This window comes from Roseomonas sp. SRI_022, assembly GCF_057586215.1.
On the sequence record NZ_JBYCZL010000011.1, the window covers coordinates 65320 to 83905 of the forward strand.

Below are 18586 nucleotides of genomic sequence, written 5' to 3' on the forward strand. Positions count from 1 at the left end.
GTCCGGGAGCCTAGGCCCCGCCGCCCAGGCGCTCAACCGGCCGGGGCAGGGAGCGGTCTGCATACGAATCGTGCAATGCCGGGACGCGGCCAGGGAGGCGGAACGCGCCGCGGCCGGGCCCTGCATGGCCCGAATGCTCCACACTGCCGCAAAATTGTGCCGCGGTCCCCAAGGGTTGGACCGCGGATTGCATCCAGCGCCGTATCCATGGGAAGCATCCCTCACTCCGGCCAGGCAGCACCATGTCCATCCACGTCGCCCTGACGCATCGTACGACCTATCGCTACGAACGGCCTGCCTCGCTGGGCCCGCAGACGATCCGGCTGCGACCGGCGCCGCATAGCCGGACGCCGGTGCTTTCCTACGCGCTGAAGGTCGAGCCGAAGCCCCATTTCCTGAACTGGCAGCAGGACCCGCAGGGCAATTTCCTCGCCCGGGTCGTGTTCCCGGAGCGGGTGACGCATTTCGACGTGACCGTGGACCTCGTCGCCGACATGGCGACCATCAATCCCTTCGACTTCTTCCTGGAACCCGAAGCCGAAACCTGGCCCTTCGCTTATGACCCGGCGCTGGAGCAGGAACTGGCCCCGTTCCGCCGCATCGATCCCTCGGGCGGGCCGCTGCTGGACGGGCTGCTGGCCGCGGTCCCGCGGGTCGAACAGCGCACCGTCGATATGCTGGTCGCCATCAACCAGATGGTCCAGTCACGGATCGCCTACGTCGTGCGCATGGAGCCCGGCGTATGGTCACCCGACAAGACCCTGGCCGAGGGCAAGGGGTCCTGCCGCGACAGCGCCTGGCTGCTGGTCCAGCTGCTGCGCCGCCTGGGATATGCCGCGCGCTTCGTCTCGGGCTACCTGATCCAGCTGGTTGCCGACCAGAAGCCGTTGGAAGGCCCGGAGGGGCCGACCGCCGACTTCACCGACCTGCATGCCTGGGCCGAGGTCTACCTGCCCGGCGCCGGCTGGATCGGCCTTGACGCGACCTCCGGCCTGATGACCGGGGAGGGGCACATTCCCCTTGCCGCGACGCCGGAACCGCAATCGGCCGCCCCAATCTCGGGCGGGCTGGAGAAGGTCGAGACCGAATTCTTCTTCGAGATGTCGGTCCGCCGCATCCTCGAAACGCCGCGCGTCACCAAGCCCTACGCGCCCGCCCAGTGGGAGGCGATCCGCACGGCCGGGGAGGCGGTGGACCGTAAGCTCAAGGCCCAGGGCATGCGCCTGACCATGGGTGGCGAGCCGACCTTCGTCGCGGCATCCGACCGCGACGCGGCGGAATGGAACACCGACGCGCTGGGGCCGACCAAGCGCGCCTATGCCGGGCGCCTGCTGCGCCGGCTGGTCAATCTGTGGTCGCCTGGTTCCGCGCTGACCTACAACATGGGCAAGCATTATCCGGGCGAGCAGTTGCCGCGCTGGGCGCTCTATTCCCATTGGCGCGCGGATGGGGAGCCGGTGTGGCGGGACGCCTCGCTGCTGGCCTCGGATGACGACCGGGACAATGCGACGGCAGCAGATGCCGCCCGCTTCGGCCGGCTGCTGGCCGAGCGCCTGCAGGTCGATCCCGACCTGGTGCAGGGCGCGCATGAGGACATCCACTACTACCTGTGGAAGGAACAGCGGCTGCCCGCCAATGTGGTGGTCGAGGACGCGAAGCTCACCGACGAGCTGGAGCGCAAGCGCCTTGCCCGCGTCTTCGGCCAGGGGCTGTCGGCCGAGGTCGGGGCGGTGTTGCCGATCCGCCGCGTCATCCAGGACGGTGTGCGGCGCTGGCAGTCCGGCCGGTGGTTCTTCCGCGGCGAGCATATGTTCCTGATCCCCGGCGACAGCCCGATCGGGCTGCGCCTGCCGCTGGCCTCGCTGCCCTGGATGTCGCCAGAGGACGCGCGGCGTGTGCAGGAGCATGACGCCGACCCCTTCGCTTGGCGCGAGGACCTGCCCCCGCATGCCGCGCTGATGGCGCAGCGCGCGATGCGCGCCCAGCAGGAACGCGAGGCCCTGCCGCAGCGCGCTGTCCATGCGCCGCGCCCCGGCGAGGGCACCGCCTCCAGCATCGAGGATTTCCGGCCGCAGCCGCAGGACATCCCGGTGGTGGGGCAATCCGACCCCGCCGTGGTGCGCACCGCGCTGACGGTCGAAGCCCGCGATGGCAAGCTGCACATCTTCTTCCCGCCGCTCTTCGCCGCCGAGGACTGGCTCGACATGGTTGCTGCGGTCGAGGCGACGGCGGCCGAGATGGGCCGCAAGGTCGTGCTCGAAGGCTACCTGCCGCCATCCGATCCGCGCCTGCTGCATTTCTCCGTCACCCCCGATCCCGGCGTGATCGAGGTGAACATTCACCCCGCCACCCATTGGGGCGAGGTGGTCGGCCGCACGGAACAGCTCTACGAGGAAGCACGCCAGGAAGGGCTCGCGGCCGAGAAGTTCATGACCGATGGCCGCCATGTCGGCACCGGCGGCGGCAACCATGTGGTGATGGGCGGGGAGACGGTGGCCGAAAGCCCCTTCCTGCGCCGGCCGGATCTGCTGAAGTCGCTGGTCGGCTTCTGGCACAACCATCCTTCGCTGTCCTACCTGTTCAGCGGGCTGTTCATCGGCCCGACCAGCCAGCATCCGCGCATCGACGAGGCGCGGATGGATGCGATCCACGAATTGGAGATCGCCTTCTCCAAGGTCCACGCCTGGCAGGAGGTGCCGCCCTGGCTGACCGACCGGCTGTTCCGCAACCTACTCGCGGACATGACCGGCAACACCCACCGGACCGAATTCTGCATCGACAAGATGTACGACCCGGGCAGCAGCAGCGGCCGGCGCGGGCTGGTGGAGTTCCGCGGCTTCGAGATGCCGCCGCATGCCGAGATGTCCACGGTGCAGATGCTGCTGATGCGCGCAGCGCTGGCCGCCTTCTGGGAACGTCCCTACGAGCGGCGCCTGGTGCGTTGGGGCACGCGGCTGAACGACCAGTTCATGCTGCCCCATTACTGCGAGCAGGATTTCCGCGACGCCATCGACGAACTGCGCAACCTCGGCGCGCCGATCGACCCGGATTGGTTCGCGCCGCACATGGCCTTCCGCTTCCCCCTGATTGGCGACGTGATGGTTCGCGATGTCGGGCTGGAACTGCGGCATGCGCTGGAACCCTGGCATGTGCTGGCGGAGGACCAGGTGGCCGGCGGCACCGCGCGCTACGTGGACAGCAGTGCGGAGCGCGTCCAGGCACGCGTGACCAATTGGGTCGCGGATCGCCACCTGCTCGCGGTCAACGGCGTCGCCGTGCCGCTGCGCGCGACGGAGCGTGGCGGCGAATACCTCGCCGGCATCCGCTTCAAGGCGTGGAATCCACCATCATCCCTGCATCCGACGATCCGGCCGCAGACGCCGCTGATCCTCGATGTCTTCGACCGCTGGACCGGGCGCAGCCTGGGCGGGCTGACCTATCACGTCGCGCATCCGGGCGGGCGCAGCTACGACCGCTATCCGGTCAATGCCAATGAGGCGGAGGCGCGACGTCGTGCCCGCTTCTTCCCCTTCGGCCACACCCCCGGCCCTATGGCGCCGCCCGAGCCGCTGCCCGGCCTCGAACTACCCTTCACCCTAGACCTCAGACGCCATGGCTGACTTCGGAGTAGTGCCGCCCATCGACGAGATGGTCGATGGGCGCGGCGGGGTTCGCGCCCATTGGCGCCCGTTGCTCGGCATGATGGGCGGCATGGGGGAGGGGGCGCTCGCCGAGCGGGCGCGACGGCTCGACCGCGCCTTCGAGGATGAGGGCATCGCGGGCATGCTGCCCGGCGCCAAGCGCGACGCGACCTGGCGCTGCGACCCGTTGCCGATGCTGCTGCCGGCCACGGAATTTGCGGTACTCGAGGCCGGCATCGTGCAGCGCGCCCGGTTGCTGGAAGCCGTCCTCGCCGATCTCTACGGCCCGCAATCGCTGCTGGCCGAAGGGCTGGTGCCGCCCGGACTGGTCTTCGCCAATCCCGGTTTCCTGCGCAGTTGCCGCAGTGAGGGCGGGATGCCGCCGGGCCCCTTGCTGCATCTCTATGCCGTGGATCTGCTGCGCGGACCGGATGGGCAGTGGCGCGTGCTGGCCGACCGTACCTCCACCCCGGCGGGGCCGGGTATGGCGCGGGAGAACCGGCGCCTGCTCGGCCGCGTGATGCCGGAGGCGTTCCGTGGCGCACAGGTGCGCTCCATGCGGCCCTTCTTCGACCTTTGGCAGGATGCGTTGCAGCGCCTCGCACCACGCGAGGTCGGTGACCCCGCGGTCGCGCTGCTGACCCGCGGCACCCAGGCACCGCGCTGGTTCGAGGACATGATGCTGTCGCGCGAACTCTCCTGCGCGCTCGTCGAATGCGGCGACCTGACGGTGCGCGGCGGGGTGCTGCACCTCAAGACACTGCAGGGGTTGCAACGGGTCGATGTGCTGCTGTCGCGCTTCGATGGCGCGCGGCTCGATCCACTGGAATCGAGCGCGGCCGGCACCGCAGGCGTCCCAGGCCTGCTGGATGTGGCGCGCAACGGCGCGGTGCGCATCCTGAACGCGCCGGGTGCGGCGCTGGCCGAGGCCCCGGCGCTCGCCGCCTTCCTGCCGGCCCTGGCCCAGCGGCTGCTCGGCGAGGCGCTCGCACTGCCTTCGGTCGAGACCATGTGGCTTGGTGCCGAAGGTGCCACGGCGCGGGTCGGGCGTGAGGAAGGCTGGCTGTTGCGCCGCGCGACGGACGGATCGATGCCCGCCGCTGCGCAGGCCGAGGCCATCGCGCAGCAGGCCGCGACCACCCCTGCCGCCTTCGCTGCGGTGCGCGTTCCCCCGCCCTCCCTGGTGCCATGCGTGACAACCGGCGGATTGGAACCACGCCCGCTGGTGCTGCGCATGTTCGCCATCTTCGACGGAAACGACTGGCGGGTGATGCCCGGTGGCCTCGCGCGTATCGGGCAGGCCGGCGCGCTGGGCGGCGCGCTGCCTCCGCAGGGGTTGTCGAAGGATGTCTGGGTGATCGCGGATGAGGGCAGCGACATCATCGGCCCCGCACCCGCGCATCTGCCGCCGCTGCCGATCCGGCGCATGCATGGCGCGCTGCCCTCGCGCGTCGCGGACAACCTGTTCTGGCTCGGCCGGTACACCGAAAGGCTGGAACGCGCTGCAAGGCTGGTGCGCGCGACCCAGGCGCGCATCTCCCGCGGTGTGGTGCTGCCGCGCGAGGCCGCCGAGGTCTCTGCCCTGGCGCGCTGCCTCGCCCATGCCGGCTTCACGGGGGCCGAGGAAGTCACCGGTTCCGCCGCGGCCCAGGGGTTGCCAAGCGTGATCGCCGCCGCGCTGCGCGAGCAAGGCGCGGTGACGCAGCTTGCGGACCGTATCGCCGCGCTGACCGCGATGGTGCGCGACCGGCTGACAGCAGACATGTATGCCACCTTCACCCTGACGCTACGCACGGCGCGGGCCGAGATCCAGCAGGCGGGCGACAACCTCGAGGCCATCAGCCGCGCGATGATCGCCGTGCTGCGCTTCGCCACCGCCGTCGCGGGCGTGGCGGCCGAGAGCATGGTGCGCGGCGGCGCCTGGCTGTTCCTTGATCTCGGGCGGCGCGTCGAGCGTGCGCAGGCGATCGCCTCCGAGGTCGGCTTCGCGCTCGACCAGCCGCCGGCGCGGATCGAAGGTGGGCTGCGGCTGATCCTCGAGCTCTGCGACAGCGTCATCACCTATCGCAGCCGCTATCTCACCGTGCTTCAGCCGGCGCCGGCGCTCGATCTGGTGCTGGCAGATCCGTCCAATCCGCGGGCGCTCGCCTTCCAGCTCGAAGCCATCAGCCGCAACCTGTCGGAGGTCGCGACGGCCGAGGATGGCGCACTGCCGGATGAAGCGGCGTCGCTGCTCGCCGAAGCGGAGGCGATGGTCACGCAACTCGTCGGCGCGCCGGACCAGGCGATCGCCGCCGCCGCGATGCCGCCGCGGCTGGAGGCGCTGGCCGACCGCATCGCGGCGCTATCGGACGCGGTGACGCGGCGATATTTCGCCCTGCTGCCGGCGACGCAGACCCTGGGGCTGGAAGGCGCCGAGCCGGCACTGCGCGGTGCCGCGTGATCTATCGCCTTCGCCATGTCACAACCTATGCCTACGCCCATGCGGTCGATCTCGCGGCGCATCTGCTCCTGCTGACGCCGCGTGCGCTGCCCCGCCAGCACGTCGTGCGCAGCACGCTGGTGGTCACGCCGACGCCGTCGCATCTGACGGAGGCGCCCGACCATTTCGGCAATCGCGCGACGCGCGTCTTCATCGACGTGCCGCATGAGCGGTTCGAGGTGATCGCCGAGGCGCTGGTCGAGGTTCGGTTCCCCGACCCGCCGGCACCAACCCTGACACCACCTTGGGAGAATGTGGCCGCCGGGGCGTTGCGCGAGCAGGCTGCCGAATTCGTCTTCCCGAGCCCGCTTGCACCGCATGTCGCCGCTGCGACGGGCTACGCCGCGGCATCCTTCCCGACCGGGCGGCCGGTCCTGGCCGGGCTGCTGGAACTGATGGCCCGTATCCGCCAGGATTTTACCTACAAGCCCGGCGTCACCGGCACCAACACCCAGGTCGCCGAGGTGCTGGCGAGCCGCACCGGCGTGTGCCAGGACTTCGCGCATGTGATGATCGCGGCCTTGCGAGGCCTTGGCCTGCCGGCGCGTTATGTCTCGGGCTATGTCCGCACGCGCCCCCCACCCGGCGGGGCCGCCCGGCGCGGCGCCGACCAGTCCCATGCCTGGGTCGAGGCCTGGATGGGGGAGGGGTTTGGCTGGGTCGGGCTCGATCCCACCAACGACATCGTGGTGCGCGATGAGCATGTGGTGCTCGCCTGGGGGCGCGACTTCGGCGATGTCAGCCCGCTGAGCGGCGTGATCCTTGGCGGCGGCGAGCACGGGCTGTGGGTGGCCGTGGATCTCGAAGAAGCGGAAGGCCCGGTGCCCGTCTGAAACGATGCCCGCGCCGGCGGCATGCCTGCCACGCCGCTGCGCAACGCCGTCGCGAGGACGGCGATCCATGCCGCGGGACAGGTTGACGGGACGGGCGCGCAATATGACTGTTCGGCAACCCCGCGCGGAGACCAGCCATGAACGTCGTCAGCCCGCCCGCCGCTCTGCGCGGCGTCTCCGAGGAAGAATGGCGGATCCGCTGCGACCTCGCCGCGCTGTACCGCCTGGTGGCGCATTTCCGCATGACGGACTTCATCTACACCCACATCAGCGCGCGCCTGCCGGGACCGGATCACCATTTCCTGATCAACAAATACGGCGTGCTGTTCCATGAGATGCGCGCCTCCGACCTCGTGAAGATCGACCTCGACGGCAACGTGATCGAGGGCGGGGCGGAATCGAAGCCGGTGAATGCCGCGGGCTTCACCATCCATTCCGCCATTCACATGGCGCGCGAGGATGCCGCCGTTGTCATCCATACCCATACGGAAGCCGGCATAGCGGTATCCGCGCAGCGCCAGGGGCTGCTGCCGATCAGCCAGCACGCGCTGAAGTTCTACGGGCACCTCGCCTACCATGACTACGAAGGCATCGCGCTTGACCTCGATGAGCGCGAGCGGCTGGTGAAGGATCTCGGAACGCACAATGCGATGATTCTGCGCAATCACGGCCTGCTGGTCTGCGGGCGGCATGCGCCGGAAGCGTTCCTCAACATCTATTACCTGGAGCGCGCCTGCCAGGCGCAGATCTCCGCCACGGCGGGCGGCGCCGAACTGGTGCTGCCGCCCGAGGCCGTGCGGCAGCATACCGCCGCGCAGTTCAACCGGCCGCGGGACGGGGAGGGTGCCTATTCCATGGCCTGGAACGCCGCGCTGCGGCTCATCGAGGACGGAAAGCCGGATTACCGCTCGTGAGTGCTGATCTGCTGATCGCCGGAGGGCGCGTCTTCCGCGGCCTCGCGCAGGGTTTCACCGACGCCGTGGCGGTGAAGGACGGACATGTGGTGGCGCTCGGCGCGGATGCGCTGGCGGCGGCCGGGGCAGGGACGCGCCGCATCGATCTCGGCGGGCGCGTCGCCATTCCCGCGCTGAACGAAGCGCATATGCATCTGCTGCCCTACGGCCTCGGCCTGTCGCAGGTGAACCTGCGCGCGGAGGAGGTGCGCACGCTGGACGAGGTGCTGCGCCGCATCCGCGTGGCGGCGCAGGCCGCGCCGAAGGGCAGCTGGGTGCTGGGCCGTGGCTACGACCATGGCGAACTGGACGTGCAACGCCAGCCGACGGCCCTGGAATTGGATTCCGCCGCGCCGGACAATCCGGTCTTCATCGTGCGGACCTGCGGGCATGTGGGCGTGGCGAATACCGCCGCCATGAAGCTGGCGGGCGTCGGCCACAACACGCCGAATCCGGAAGGCGGCGTGATCGTGCGCAAGAACGGCGCGCTGACCGGCGAGTTCCAGGAACGCGCTATGCGCTTGGTGCGCGATGTGATGCCGGCGCCGGACCAGGCACGCATGGTCGATGCCATCGGCGCGGCCTGCGGCCATCTGGCCTCACTCGGCTTTGCCTCCGCGACCGACATGAATGTCGGCATGACGGCGGGGATGGCCGAGGTCGCGGCCTATGACGCCGCGCGCGCGGCCGGGCGGCTGCCGCTGCGCATGTGGCAGGTGCTGGCCGGCAACCCCGAAGGCATCGCGCAGCAGGCCTGGGAAGCCGGGATGCGGCCCATGCAGGGCGATGATTCCCTGCGCTGGGGTGCGGTGAAGGTCTTCGCCGATGGCTCGGCGGGTGGGCTGACCGCCGCCTTCTTCGACCCCTATGTGGAGGCCGTCGGCGGCGGCACCGGCGTCTTCACTTTCCCGGGCGAGAAGATCCACGCGCTGCTGAAGCTGTATCACGAGCAGGGTTGGCAGCTCGACATCCACGCCATCGGTGATGCGGCGATCGAGCAGGTGCTGGTCGGCATGGAGAACGCCGACAGCGCGGCGCATCCCTTTGCCGGCCGGCGCCATCGCATCGAACATTGCGGCTTCCTCACCCGCGACCAGCGGCGGCGGATGAAGGCGCGCGGCATCCTGCCCGTGCCGCAGCCGACCTTCATGTATGAGTTCGGCGACCTCTACGTGCGCAACCTGGGGCATGAACGGTCCGACCGCGCCTATCCGATGAAGACCTGGCTGGATGAGGGGCATCATCCGGCGGCGTCCTCGGACTGCCCGGTCTGCACCGTCGATCCCTTCATCAACCTGTTCACCATGGTCACGCGCGCGACCAACAAGGGCACGGTGCTGGGTCCCGAAGAACGGCTGACGCCCGAGGAAGCCGTGCATTGCTACACTTGGTGCGGCGCCTACACGCAATTCGCCGAGGACCGGCGCGGCACGCTGGAAGTGGGCATGCAGGCGGACATCGCAGTGCTCTCGGCCGACATTTTCTCGATCGAGCCGGACGCAATCCTGAAGACGCAAGCCGACATCACGCTGCGCGACGGCCTGCCCATCTTCGACCGCCAGGGCGAGTTGGCGGCCGCCGCCGCGGCGCAGTGACCGTCCGATGCTGAGACACGCCCTGCACCGCGTGGTGCTTGCCGTGCCCGTGATGTTCGGCGTGCTGCTGATCGGCTTCCTGCTGATGCAGGTGGTGCCGACCGACCCGGCCACGGTGCGCGCCGGGCCGACCGCGACGCCGGATGTGATCGCGGCGATCCGCGCCGATCTCGGCCTCGACCAGCCGCTCTATGTGCAGTTCGGCCTTTATGTGTGGCGACTGCTGCATGGCGACCTCGGCGCGTCGATCATCAACAACGTGCCGGTCGCGCAGGAACTGGGCGGCACCATCGGCCCGACGCTGGAACTGATGTTCGCGAGCCTGTTCTGGTCGATCCCGCTCGGCATCCTGTTCGGCACGCTGGCGGGGTACTGGCGCGGATCGTTGATCGACCGCGCGATCATGGCGGTGTCGGTGGCCGGCGTGTCGGTGCCGGTGTTCTTCCTGGGCCTGGTGCTGATCTGGTTTGTCGGCTTCCAGTGGCAGTGGCTGCCCTTCACGGGGCGCGGCGGGCCGCTGTGGACGATGGACGGCATTCTGTCGATCATCCTGCCGGCGGTCACGCTGGGCGGCGTCTTCGTCGGGCCTGTCGCGCGCATGACGCGCACGGCGGTGCTGGACGTTCTGTCGGCCGACCATGTGCGCACGGCGCGAGCCAAGGGGCTGACGGAACGCATCGTCGTGATGCGCCATGCGCTGCGCAACGCGATGGTGCCGGTGGTGACGCTGATCGGGTTGCAGATCGGCTTCCTGCTGGGTGGGGCGGTGGTGACGGAGACGGTGTTCTCCTGGCCTGGCGTCGGGCGGCTTGCGGTCGGCGCCATCCTGTCCTCCGACTTCCCCATGGCGCAGGGAACCATCATCGTGCTGTCGATGGGCTTCATCGTAGTCAACCTGATCGTGGACGTGCTCTACGCCGCGCTCGATCCGCGGGTGCGCGGGGCATGAGCGCTGCGACCGACACCTCCGAACCCATCGCGCCGAAGCGCCCGGGCGTGCTGTTCCGATTGCTCCGCGAACCGGGTGCGGCGATCGCGCTGATCCTGGCAGTCCTGCTGGTGGCCGCGGCGGTCTTCGCGCCGCTGCTCGCACCGACCGATCCCTATGACAACGATCTGTCGCTCGCGATGCAGCCGCCGGGCAGTGAGGGGCTGCCGCTGGGCGCCGATGCGCAGGGGCGGGACATGATTACGCGCCTGCTGTTCGGCCTGCGCGTCTCGCTGCTGATGGGCTTCGCTGCGGTTGTGCTCGGCGGCGGGCTGGGTGCGCTGCTCGGCTTCCTTGCCGCGTTCTACCACCGCTGGCTGGACGGCCCGATCATGCGGCTGGTGGACATCCTGCTATCCTTTCCCGCGATCCTGGTCGGGCTGGCCATCGCGGCGATCTTCGGGCCCGGGATCTTCTCGGTGATCCTCGCGCTGTCGGTCGCGACCGTGCCGCTGATGGCGCGCATCGTGCGCGGGTCGGCGATGGTGGTGATGCGGCTCGACTACATCGAGGCCGCCCGCGCGACGGGGATGTCCGATGCGCGGCTGATCTGGCGGCACCTCGCGCCCAATTGCCTGTCGGCGATCTTCGTCTTCGCGACACTGCGCTTCGGGCAGGTAATCCTGCTGGGTTCGGCGCTGTCCTTCCTTGGCCTCGGCGCGCAGCCGCCGGTGCCGGAACTGGGTGCGATGGCCTCCGAAGGGCGTAACTTCCTGTTCTTCGCACCGCACATCGCCGTGGTGCCCTGCGTCGTGATCTTCGTCGTCGTGCTCGCATTCAACGTTCTCGGGGACGCCTTGCGGGATGCGCTCGACCCCAGGCTTCGCGTTTGATCGGGAGAGATGGAACCATGAAGAAGACCCTCGGCGCCGCGCTGCTCGCGCTGGCCGCGGCGATGCCGGTGGGCGATGCCCTCGCCCAGGCAGCCAACCCGCGCAACACTCTCGTCGTGTTGCGGGAGATCGACGCGGATAATTACGATCCACCGCGTTCCACGGCGCGCGGCGCTGGCGAGGTCGTCTACATGATGACCGACACGCTGGTCGCGCTCGACTTCGACATGCAGACGGTCCGCCCGCTGCTTGCCGAACGCTGGGAGATCAGCCCGGACGGCAAGACCTATACCTTCCATCTGCGCCGCGACGTCACCTTCTGCGATGGGCGTCCCTTCACGGCCGATGACGTGGTGTATTCCATCAATCGCTGGATCGATCCCGCGACGCGCAGCCCGGTGCGCTGGCGCGCCGGCCCGGTGAAGGAGGTTCGCGCCCGCGACCAGTTCACCGTTGAATACGAGCTGAACGAGCCCTTCGGCGAGCTGCTGTACCAGCTGACGCTGTTCTTCGCCTCAATCGTCGATCGCAATTCGGTCGAGCGGCTCGGCCAGAACTTCGGCGTGCAGGGCTTCAACGGCACCGGCCCTTATTGCTGGGTGTCGTGGACGCCGCGGCAGGACCTGGTGCTGCAGCGTCACCCGAACTACCGCTGGGGCCCGGCGGGCGTGTACCAGAACCCGTCCCCACAGGTGGAGCGCGTGATCTGGCGCGTGACGCCGGAGAGCCAGACCCGCCTCGCCGCGCTGCAGACCGGCCAGGGCGACGTGACGCAGTACATCCCCGCCATCGCCGTACAGCAGCTGCAGCGCGCGCCGAATGTGCGGATGTCCCAGCAGGCAAACTACTTCTGGGACCACTTCATGGGCTTCAAGGTGGACAAGCCCGTGGTGAACGACCCCGCCGTGCGGCGCGCCATCAACATGGCGGTGAACCGTGACGCCATGGTGCGCGCGACCTGGTTCGGCACGGCCACGCCGGCTGATGCCTATCTCAACCCCGCCGTCACCGGCTTCGATGCGGAGGCCGCACGGATGGTGCCGCGCTTCGACCAGGATGGCGCCCGCCGCGTGCTGGATGAGGCCGGCTGGCGCTTGGGTTCCGATGGCGTGCGCATGAAGGACGGCCAGCGCGCCTCCTTCCTCGTCTACGGCCTGCAGACCCAGGCGGCGCAGCAGTACCTCCAGGCGATGCAGGCGGATCTGCGGCGCGTGGGCATCGAGATGCGCATCCAGATGTGGGATGCGACGGTCGGCTGGGGGCGCCTCGCCACGCAGGAGTTCGACGCCTTCGTGATGTCCTACCCCTATGTGACGGCGACGGATGCCTTCTCGCTGTACTTCAACAGCGCCAACCGGCCGACGCCGAACCGCATGAACTGGAACGATCCGACGACCGATGCCGCGCTGCGTGAGGCGCAGACGGCGGTAGACCCGGCGGTGCGCGCCGCGGCGATCGCCCGCGCCCAGCGCATCATCACCGAGAACAACGTCTGGGTGCCGGTGGCCCGGGAACAGCTGTGGCTCGCGGCTTCCGCGCGGACGGAAGGCGTGCGTGCGCATGGCATCTACGGTGTCGGGCTGTACAAGGGCCTCGACATTCGGCTGACGCGATAAGTTGGGGGAAAGCGGCATGACCACAACGCTGATCAAGGCGGCGGAGCTCGCCGTCGCCTGGGATAGCTCGGCGAAGGCGCATACCTACGCGCCGGACACCGATATCGCCTTCACCGATGGCACGCTGACCTTCGTCGGCCGCGGCTATGAAGGTGCGGCGGATACGGTGATCGACGGGCGTGGCCTGATGGTCATGCCGGGCCTCGTGAACATCCATTCCCACCCGTCGAGCGAGCCGCTGAACAAGGGTTTCCTCGATGAGATCGGCTCGCCCGGCCTCTACAATTCATCGCTGTATGAATACATGCCGATCTTCCGCGCCGATGCGGATGCGGTACCGCATTGCGTACGCGTGGCACTGTCGGAACTGCTGCTGTCCGGCGTGACGACACTAGCCGACCTGTCCATGGCGCATCCGGGCTGGCTCGACCTGCTGGCCGAGGCCGGGATGCGCGTCTGCATCGCGCCGATGTTCCGCTCGGCGCGGTGGTTCACCAAGAACGGCCATGTTGTCGAATATGAGTGGGACGAGAAGGCTGGCGAGAAGGCGATGGAGGAAGCCCTTCGCCTGATCGAGCGCGCGGAGCAGCATGAATCCGGCCGCCTGTTCGGCATGGTGGTGCCTGCGCAGATCGACACCTGCTCGGCCGGCCTGCTGAAGGACAGCCACGCCGAGGCGAAGGCCCGCGGCGTGTCCTGGCAGATTCATGCCGCGCAGTCCGTCGTGGAGTTCCACGAGATCACACGCCGGCATGGCGTGACGCCAATCGGCTGGCTCGATTCCATGGGGCTGCTCGGCGAGCGCTCCATCATCGGGCACGGCATCTTTCTGGACGACCATCCCTCGACGCGCTGGCATAGCGAGACGGACCTGGAGCGTCTGGCGGAGACCGGCACCACCGTCGCGCATTGCCCGACGGTTTTCGCGCGGCGCGGTATCGCGATGAAGGATCTCGGGCGCTACATCCGCCGCGGCGTGAACATGGGGATCGGCACCGATACCTATCCGCACAACATGCTGGATGAGATGCGGCTCGCCGCGCACATCGCGCGCACCCAGGCGGGCAATCCGCGCACCATGACGACGACCGACCTGTTCAATGCCGCCACCATTGGCGGGGCGCGGGCACTCGGTCGCGACGACATCGGCAGGATTGCGGTTGGCTGCAAGGCCGATTTCTCGCTGGTGGACATCACTCATCCGATGATCCGCCCGGCCTATGATCCCGTCCGCAGCCTGATCTACGCCGCCGGCGACCGCGCCCTGAAGGCCGTCTATGTGGATGGCAACAAGGTGGTCGAGGATGGCGAGGTGCTGACCATGGACTACCGTCAGGCAGCCGAGCACCTGCATGAGGCGCAGCAGCGCATCGTCGGCCGCGTGCCGCAGCAGGACTGGGCGCATCGCAGCGCGGAGAAGATCGCCCCGCCGACCTTCCACTGGTCCTGATGTCGGAACCGCTGCTTCGCATCGAGGGTCTGCGCACGGTCTTCCGCACCCATGGCGGCGAGATCGCCGCCGTGGATGGCGTGGACCTTTCAGTCCCGCGCGGCCGCACGCTCGGCATCGTCGGCGAATCCGGCTGCGGCAAGTCGGTGCTGTCGCTGTCGGTGATGCGTCTGGTCGCGCATCCCGGCCGTGTCGCGGCGGGGCGGGTGATGCTGGACGGGCGAGACCTGCTCGGCCTGTCCACAGCCGAGATGCGCGACGTGCGTGGCAGCCAGGTCGCGATGATCTTCCAGGAGCCGATGACCAGCCTGAACCCGGTCCATACCGTCGGTTTCCAGATCATCGAGGCGATGCGCGCCCATGATACGCGCGCCTCGAAGGCCGAACTGCGCGACCGCGCGATCGAGGCGCTGAAGCGCGTGCGCATTCCGGCACCCGAGCGTCGCTTCGACGAATACCCGCACCAGCTCTCCGGCGGCATGCGCCAGCGCGTGATGATTGCGATGGCTCTAGCTTGCAGCCCGAAGCTACTGATCGCGGATGAGCCGACCACCGCGCTGGACGTAACGGTGCAGGCGCAGATCCTCGATCTGCTGCGCGACCTGCAGCAGGAAACAGGAATGTCGATCATCCTGATCACCCACGACCTCGGCGTGGTGGCGGAGATGGCCGATGAGGTCGCCGTGATGTATGCCGGCCGCGTGGTCGAGCGCGCCCCCGCCGCCGCGCTGTTCGCGGACCCGATGCATCCCTACACGCTCGGCCTGCTTGGCTCCGTGCCTCGCCTCGATGAGGAACGCGAGACCCTGCTCGCCATCGAAGGCAGCGTGCCGCCGCCCTTCGCCCTGCCCAAGGGTTGCCGCTTCCATCCGCGTTGTCCCTTCGCCGCGCCCGAATGCAAGTCGGACCAGCCGCCGCTGCGCGCCGTTGCCGACGGCCATCAGGCCGCCTGCCTGCGTGCCCCCGTCGAGGCTTTCGCCGCATGAGTGAGACGCTGCTGGAAGTGACCGGCCTCGCCAAGCACTACCCGGTGCGGGAAGGGCTGATCCTGGCGAAGCAGGTGGGTGTGGTACGCGCCGTCGATGGTGTGTCATTCACCGTGAGGCGCGGGGAGACGCTGGCGCTGGTCGGTGAATCCGGCTGCGGCAAGTCCACCACGGCGCGGTTGGTGCTGCGGCTGATCGAACCTTCCGCCGGCACCATCAACTTCGAAGGCGTGGACGTCACCGGCATCACCGGTGCTGCGCAGCGCGCGATGCGCCGGCGCATGCAGATCGTTTTCCAGGACCCCTATGCCAGCCTCAACCCGCGGCTGACGGTGGCGGATGCCATCGCCGAGCCGATGGTCGTGCATGGCATCGGCGACGCCGCATCGCGCCGTAAGCGGGTCGAGGAGCTGCTGAACCTCGTCGGGCTGCGCGCCTTCCATGCGCAGCGCTATCCGCATGAATTCTCCGGCGGTCAGCGCCAGCGCATCGGTATCGCGCGGGCGCTGTCGGTGCAGCCGGACCTTGTGGTGTGCGACGAGCCGGTCAGCGCGCTCGACGTGTCGATCCAGGCGCAGGTGGTGAACCTGTTGAAGGATCTGCAGAGGCGCTTCGGTCTCGCCTATCTGTTCATCGCGCATGACCTGGCCGTGGTGAAACACGTCGCCGACCGCGTCGCCGTGATGTACCTCGGCCAGATCGTCGAGACGGCAGCGAAGGGCGATCTCTTCGCCTCGCCGCGCCATCCCTATACGCGCGCGCTGCTGGCCGCGATCCCGCATCCGGACCCGCAGCGACGGGGGCAGGTGAAGCCGCTCGGCGGCGATGTGCCGAGCCCGATGAACCCGCCCCCCGGTTGCCGCTTCCACACGCGCTGCCCCTTCGCCCAGGATCGCTGCCGGACAGAGGCGCCGCTGCTGCGCCGCATGGCCGATGGCCATGAGGCGGCCTGCCATTTCGCCGAGACGCTGCCCCCGGCCGGCCTCGATTTCAGCGGCGGGCTGTCCGAGGCGGCATCGAAGCGTCTCGCGCTCTACGCCCGCGCGCGGGCGGCCTGAGAGCGGGGTTTTCTCACTCCGCCGCTGCGCCTAACGTCCACCCCGCGATTGCGGGAGGAAGACATGGCGCGCATCGGATTTGTGGGACTCGGCAGGATGGGTGCGCCCATGGCGCGCAACCTGCTCAAGGCCGGGCATCAGGTGGTGGTCTTCGACATCGTCCAGCCGGCCGTGGATTCCCTGGTCGCGGCGGGTGCCGTGGCCGGCTTCTCGGCGGCGGCCGCCGCGAAGGATGCGGATGTCGTCATCACCATGCTGCCGGCCGGGGAGCAGGTGCGCGATGCCTGGCTGGGGCAGGGCGGTCTGTCCAAGGCCTCGCGCGCGGACGCCCTGCTGATGGATTGCTCGACCATCGACGTCGCGACGGCGCGGGAGGTCGCGGCCGCGGCCGGGCGGCCCTTCCTGGACGCGCCGGTGTCAGGTGGCGTCATGGGCGCGGAAGCCGGCACGCTGACCTTCATGGTCGGTGGCGCCGAGGACGCGGTCGCGCGTGCGAGGCCGATCCTGGAAGCCATGGGCAAGACCATCGTGCATTGCGGTGATGCCGGCGCGGGCCAGGTCGCCAAGCTGTGCAACAACATGATGCTTGCCGCGACGATGGCCGTGACGTCGGAAGCCTTCGTGATGGCCGAACGGCTCGGCCTGCCGGCCCAGGCGCTCTACGACGTCTGCTCGAAATCCACGGCGATGTCCTGGGCGCTGAATTCCTATTGCCCCGTGCCTGGGCCGGTGCCCGCCAGTCCGGCCAATCGCGACTTCGCGCCGGGCTTCACCGCGGCGTTGATGCGCAAGGATCTCGGGCTCGCGCAGCAGGCGGCGAAGGATGCGGGGCTCAACGCGCCGGTCGGCGCGTTGGCGCTGTCGCTTTACGAGCGCTTCGTCGAAGGCGGCGGTGCGGCCAAGGATTTCTCCGGCATCATCACCATGATCCGCGAGGGGAAGGCGGAATGACCACGAGTTTCGTCTCGCCGCGCCTGCTGATGATCGGCGGCGGCGCTGTTGGCAAGTTGGCGGAGGTGCTCGGCCAGTTGGGCCTGTCGAAGCCCCTGGTCGTGACCGACCCCTGGATGGTGTCCTCCGGCACGGTGGACAAGGCGCTCGCGCCGCTGCGCGCTGCCGGCATCACGGCAGGCGTGTTCAGCGACACGGTGCCCGACCCGACCGACACGGTGATCGAGGCCGGCGTCGCCGCCATGAAGGCCGGTGACTATGATTGCCTGGTCGGCTTCGGGGGCGGCAGCCCGATGGATACGGCGAAGGCGATGGCGATTCTCGGCGCGGCCGCGCCCGGGGCGAAGATGCGCGACTTCAAGGTGCCGGCGCAGGCCAATCGCGGTGCGCTGCCGGTCATCTGCATTCCGACCACGGCGGGCACAGGCAGCGAGGCGACGCGCTTCACCGTCATCACCGACACCGAGCGCGACGAGAAGATGCTGATCGCGGGCCTCGGCGCGCTGCCGCTCGCCGCCGTGGTGGATTACGAACTGACCTTCAGCGTGCCGCCGCGCACCACGGCCGATACCGGCATCGACAGCCTGACCCATGCGCTGGAGGCCTTCGTGTCCAAGCGCGCCAATGACGAAGCAGACGAGTATGCGCTGCGGGCGATGCGGCTGATCGCGCCCAATCTGCGCACCGTCTATCGCGAACCGTCCAATGCCACTGCGCGGGCGGCGATGATGAAGGGTGCGACCTTGGCGGGGATCGCCTTCAGCAATTCGTCGGTGGCGTTGGTGCATGGCATGTCGCGTCCGATCGGGGCGCATTTCCATGTGCCGCATGGGCTGTCAAACGCGATGCTGCTGCCGGCGGTGACGGAATACAGCCTGAACGCCGCGCTCCCGCGCTATGCGGAGGCTGCGCGGGCGATGGGTATTGCCTCGGCGGCGGAAGGCGATCAGTCAGCGGGCGCGAAGCTGCTGCAGGAACTGCGAGACCTGAACCGCGACCTCGCCGTACCGACGCCCGTGGCCTATGGCATCGACCCTGGCAAGTGGGACGGCCTTCTGCCGACCATGGCCGCGCAGGCGCTGGCCAGCGGTTCCCCCGCCAACAACCCGGCGGTTCCCTCGGCCGAGGAAATCATCGCCCTCTACCACCGCGCCTGGATGGGCTGACCCGTTGCGCTGGGCGCCGCCTGGCTGACAGACA

Annotated in this window: 13 protein-coding genes; all 13 read left to right on the forward strand. The window is 69.0% G+C overall.

Annotated elements, in window-relative coordinates; translation table 11 throughout:
* Positions 1–242: 242 nt before the first annotated feature.
* The 13 genes from AC2YHJ_RS12920 (at position 243) to AC2YHJ_RS12980 (ending at position 18552) form a co-directional block, all read left to right on the forward strand.
* Positions 243–3620 carry a transglutaminase family protein gene (locus AC2YHJ_RS12920; protein WP_487396470.1) on the forward strand — a complete coding sequence of 1126 codons (3378 nt, stop codon included), beginning with the start codon at positions 243–245 and terminating at the stop codon, positions 3618–3620.
* Complete coding sequence (locus AC2YHJ_RS12925; protein WP_487396471.1) at positions 3613–6084, forward strand: circularly permuted type 2 ATP-grasp protein; 2472 nt, start codon at positions 3613–3615, stop codon at positions 6082–6084. Before AC2YHJ_RS12920 ends, AC2YHJ_RS12925 begins: the two co-directional genes overlap by 8 nt.
* The gene (locus AC2YHJ_RS12930; RefSeq protein WP_487396472.1) at positions 6081–6956 is read left to right on the forward strand and encodes a transglutaminase family protein; all 876 of its coding nucleotides are present in this window, start codon (positions 6081–6083) and stop codon (positions 6954–6956) included. The genes AC2YHJ_RS12925 and AC2YHJ_RS12930 overlap by 4 nt, the downstream gene beginning before the upstream one ends.
* Positions 6957–7093: 137 nt before the next feature.
* Positions 7094–7870, forward strand: a complete 777-nt coding sequence (locus AC2YHJ_RS12935) for a class II aldolase/adducin family protein (RefSeq protein ID WP_487396473.1) — start codon at positions 7094–7096, stop codon at positions 7868–7870.
* Positions 7867–9504 carry an amidohydrolase gene (locus AC2YHJ_RS12940; protein WP_487396474.1) on the forward strand — a complete coding sequence of 546 codons (1638 nt, stop codon included), beginning with the start codon at positions 7867–7869 and terminating at the stop codon, positions 9502–9504. The genes AC2YHJ_RS12935 and AC2YHJ_RS12940 overlap by 4 nt, the downstream gene beginning before the upstream one ends.
* A gap of 7 nt (positions 9505–9511) precedes the next feature.
* Positions 9512–10453 (forward strand): ABC transporter permease, encoded by a 942-nt coding sequence (locus AC2YHJ_RS12945; protein WP_487396475.1) that lies wholly within the window; start codon positions 9512–9514, stop codon positions 10451–10453.
* Complete coding sequence (locus tag AC2YHJ_RS12950) at positions 10450–11325, forward strand: ABC transporter permease (protein ID WP_487396476.1); 876 nt, start codon at positions 10450–10452, stop codon at positions 11323–11325. The genes AC2YHJ_RS12945 and AC2YHJ_RS12950 overlap by 4 nt, the downstream gene beginning before the upstream one ends.
* A 17-nt stretch (positions 11326–11342) precedes the next feature.
* A complete protein-coding gene (locus AC2YHJ_RS12955; protein WP_487396477.1) occupies positions 11343–12941 on the forward strand; it encodes an ABC transporter substrate-binding protein in 1599 nt (532 codons plus the stop codon).
* A gap of 16 nt (positions 12942–12957) precedes the next feature.
* Entirely contained in the window at positions 12958–14391 is a 1434-nt protein-coding gene (locus AC2YHJ_RS12960; protein WP_487396478.1) for an amidohydrolase family protein, read from the forward strand.
* Positions 14391–15377: an ABC transporter ATP-binding protein gene (locus AC2YHJ_RS12965; RefSeq protein ID WP_487396479.1), complete on the forward strand. Its 987-nt coding sequence runs from the start codon at positions 14391–14393 to the stop codon at positions 15375–15377. The genes AC2YHJ_RS12960 and AC2YHJ_RS12965 overlap by 1 nt, the downstream gene beginning before the upstream one ends.
* Positions 15374–16435 (forward strand): ABC transporter ATP-binding protein, encoded by a 1062-nt coding sequence (locus AC2YHJ_RS12970; RefSeq protein WP_487396480.1) that lies wholly within the window; start codon positions 15374–15376, stop codon positions 16433–16435. The genes AC2YHJ_RS12965 and AC2YHJ_RS12970 overlap by 4 nt, the downstream gene beginning before the upstream one ends.
* Before the next feature lie 63 nt (positions 16436–16498).
* Positions 16499–17386, forward strand: a complete 888-nt coding sequence (gene mmsB / locus AC2YHJ_RS12975; RefSeq protein WP_487396481.1) for a 3-hydroxyisobutyrate dehydrogenase — start codon at positions 16499–16501, stop codon at positions 17384–17386.
* On the forward strand, positions 17383–18552 hold the full coding sequence (locus AC2YHJ_RS12980; RefSeq protein ID WP_487396482.1) for an iron-containing alcohol dehydrogenase: 1170 nt from the start codon (positions 17383–17385) through the stop codon (positions 18550–18552). The genes mmsB and AC2YHJ_RS12980 overlap by 4 nt, the downstream gene beginning before the upstream one ends.
* The last annotated feature ends 34 nt before the right edge of the window (positions 18553–18586 follow it).